The 3605-nt window shown below is 75.0% G+C and carries 2 protein-coding genes; both read left to right on the top strand.

Annotation, left to right across the window (positions count from 1 at the left end; genetic code table 11):
- A partial coding sequence (locus VIB55_RS24030; RefSeq protein ID WP_331879219.1) for an acyl carrier protein occupies positions 1-545 on the top strand: 545 nt, incomplete at its 5' end.
- On the top strand, positions 542-3605 hold a 3064-nt coding region (locus tag VIB55_RS24025; protein WP_331879218.1), incomplete at its 3' end, for an amino acid adenylation domain-containing protein. The genes VIB55_RS24030 and VIB55_RS24025, both read left to right, overlap by 4 nt.

Here is a 3605-nt window from a genome sequence, read left to right as displayed (position 1 = left end):
AGGAGCTGGCGGCGGATGAGTGCCTGGAGGCGCTGGGCCGGCTGCTCGCGCGCAACGCCGTGCAGGCCACGGTGATCCGCGCCGACTGGGCGCGCACCGTTCCGCAGCCGCTCACCGCCGGACTGGCCGCCGCCGGCGGCTGGGCGGAGCCGCAGGAGGCCCGCGACGCCGCGGACGCCGTGCTGCTGGAGCTGCTGGTGGCCGGCCCGGCCGAACGGAGCGCCCTGCTGCGCGAGGAGCTGCGGCGCAGGGCGGCCCGGGTGCTGGGGCTGGTTCCCGCGCGGCTGGACGTGGGGACGCCGCTCACCGCGCTGGGGATGGACTCCATCATGGCCGTGGAGCTGAAGAACGCGGCCGAGGCCGCCCTCCCGGTCAAGCTGGCCCTGGTAGACCTCTTCACCTGCTCCATCGCGGAGCTCGCCGAGCGAGCGGCCGGGCAGATGGAGCCCGCGATGGACCTGGACGAGCTGCTCGCGGAAGTGGAGGGGCTGTCCGTGGACGAGGCCCGCCTTCTCCTTCCCCAGGGCGCCGGGGAGGTGGCATGAGCGACCTTGCCGCGCGCATCGCCAGCCTGCCGGCGGAAAAGCGCAAGCTGCTGGTGCACCGCTTGCGCGACCCGGGCGGCCTGGCGGAGCCGCCCCTGCGCCCGCGGGAGCGCGCGCCGGGGGGAGACCCGCTCTCCCCCGCGCAGGAGCGCGTGTGGATCGAGCAGGCGCGCGACCCGCACAGCCCCTTCTACAGCGAGGCCATGGCCTTCCGCATCGGCGGTCCGCTGCGGGCGGAGCTGTTGGAGCGGTCGCTTGATGAGGTCGTGCGCCGGCACGAGATCCTGCGCACCACCTTCGCCAACGCCGGGGGCGAGCTGGTGCAGCGCGTGGGCGGCGGCGCGGCCGGCGCGTTTTCGGCCGCGGACCTGCGGACGCTTCCCGCCTCCGCGCGCCAGGCCGAGGCCATGCGGCGTGCGCACGAGCAGGCGCGGCGCCCGTTCGACCTGGACCGCGGGCCGCTCTTCCACCTGTCGCTCCTTCGCCTGGGCGACGAGGAGCACCTGCTGGTGTTCACGGTGCACCACATCGTCTTCGACGGCTGGTCCACCGGCATCTTCTTCGACGAGCTCTTTACCCTGTATCACGACCTGGCGTCGGGGGAGCCGCCCTCGCTCCCCGCGCCCGCCTGCCAGTACGGCGACTTCGCGGCCTGGCAGCGGCAGGAGCTGCAGGGCGCCGATGCACAGCGGCAGCTGGCGTACTGGAAGGAGCAGCTGGCGGCGATGCCGGGCGCGCTGGACCTTCCCGCCGATCGTCCGCGTCCACCGGTTTCCGGCCACCGCGGCGGGCTCGTCTCCTTTACCGTTGCCCCCGAACTCGCGGCGGCGCTCCGCACGCTCGCGCGGGAGGAGGGCGCCACCCTCTTCATGGTGCTGCTCGCCGGCTTCACGCTGCTGCTTCACCGCTACAGCCGGCAGGGCGAAGTCGCGGTGGGAATGCCGGTTACCGTGCGCCGCCGCCGCGAGCTGGAGCGGCTGGTCGGATTGTTCACCAACACGGTGGTGCTGCGCACCCCCGTGGCCGGCGCCGGCTCGTTCCGCGAGCTGCTGGCGCGGGTGCGGGAAACGGTGGTGAGCGCGCAGGGCAACCAGGACGTCCCCTTCGAGCGGGTGGTGCAGGCGCTGCGGCCGGAGCGCGGCGCCGCCCACACCCCCTTCTTCCAGGTGATGTTCGACCTGAAGAAGATCCCCCTCTTTCCCGTCGAGCGGCTGGGGCTGACGCTGGAGCCCCTGGAGATGCACACGGGGACGGCCAAGTTCGACTGGGCCCTTTCCATGTGGGAAGCGCCCGTGGGGCTGATGGGCAACCTGGAGTACAGCACCGACCTTTTCGATGAGGCCACGGTGCGGCGCGCGGCGGAGCACTACCAGCGGCTGCTGGCGGCCGTGGCGGCCAACCCCGGGGGCCCGCTGGCGGAGCGGTCGTTCCTTTCCCCCGCGGAGCGCCACCAGCTGCTGGAGGCGTCGATCGCCCCCGCCGCCGATCCGCCCGGCGAGACCCTCGTCCACCGGTGGATCGCGGCGGAGGCGGCGCGCAGGCCGGGCGCCGACGCCGTGCTCTGCGGCGAGCAACGCCTGAGCTACGCGGAGCTGGACGCCCGCGCCAACCGCCTTGCGCACCACCTCCGGGCGCTCGGCGTGGGGCCCGAGGTTCGGGTGGCGAGCTGCCTGGAGCCCTCGGTGGAGCGGGTGGTGGCCTTCCTCGCCGTCCTCCGCGCGGGGGGCGCCCTGCTTCCGCTGGACCCCGCGCATCCGCCGGATCGCCTCGCCTGGGTGCTGCGCGACGCCGGGGCGGGCGTGCTGCTGACTGACAGCGCGCTCCTTCCCCGGCTTCCTGCGGGGACCACGCGCGTCGTCTGTCTGGACGCCGCGAAGGATGCGCTCGCCGCCCTTCCCGCCACGCCGCCGCAGGAGCGGGCGACGGCGGATTCCATCGCGTACGTCATCTACACCTCCGGGTCCACCGGCCGGCCCAAGGGCGTGCAGGTGCCGCATCGCGGGCTGGGGAACGTGGCGGCCGCGCAGCGGAGCCTGCTAGGCGTGGAACCGGGCGACCGGGTGCTGCAGTTCTCGTCCCCCAGCTTCGACGCCTCGATCTTCGAGATGGTGATGGCGCTCGCCGCGGGAGCGGCGCTCTGCCTGGGACGGCGGGACGAGATGCTCCCCGGCGAGCCGCTGGAGCGCTTCCTTCGCGAGCGCGCCATCACCGTGGTCACCTTGCCGCCCGCGGCGCTGGCCATCCCGCCCGCGGGCAAGCTCCCCGCGCTGCGCCTGGTCACGGTGGCGGGCGACGTCTGCCCCCCGGAGGCGGTGGAGCGGTGGGGGCGCGGCCGGCGCTTCCTGAACCTGTACGGCCCCACGGAAAGCACCATCTGGGCGACGGCCGACGTGTGCGAAGCCGGGGACCCGCCCACCATCGGACGGCCCATCCCCGGCACCCGCGCGTACGTTCTCGATGCGGAGCTGCAGCTCGTTCCCGCCGGCGTGCCGGGGGAGCTGTGCCTGGGGGGCGCGGGGGTGGCGCGCGGCTACGTGGACCTTCCCGGGCGAACGGCGGAGCGGTTCGTTCCCGACCCCTTCGCCGCCGAGCCCGGCGCCCGGATGTACCGCACGGGGGACCTGGCCCGCCGCCGCCCGGACGGGCGCCTGGAGTTCGTGGGGCGCCTGGACCACCAGGTGAAGATCCGCGGGTTTCGCGTGGAGCTGGGCGAGGTGGAAGCGGCGCTCGGGGCCCAGCCGGAGGTGCAGGAGTGCGTCGTCGTCGCCCTGGGCGAAGGCGCCGCGGAGCGCCGCCTGGTCGCATATCTCGTGGCGCCGGCCGGCTCCCCCGCCGAGGCCGACCTGCGCGAGCGGCTGCGGCGCCGGCTTCCGGAGCACATGGTCCCGTCCGCCTTCGTTCCGCTCGGCGCGCTCCCCCGTACGCCGAGCGGAAAGGTGGACCGCGCCGCCCTCCCGCCCCCGGGCGCCGCCGGCGCCCGTGCCGGCGTGCGGCACGTTGCGCCGCGAACCGCCACGGAGCACAAGGTCGCCGCCATCTGGGCGGAGCTGCTGAGCCGCG

Origin of the sequence: Longimicrobium sp. (genome assembly GCF_036554565.1) — a bacterium.
GTDB lineage: Bacteria > Gemmatimonadota > Gemmatimonadetes > Longimicrobiales > Longimicrobiaceae > Longimicrobium.
Note: the sequence above shows the minus strand (reverse complement) of the source record. Positions and strands in the feature narration are given on the sequence as shown.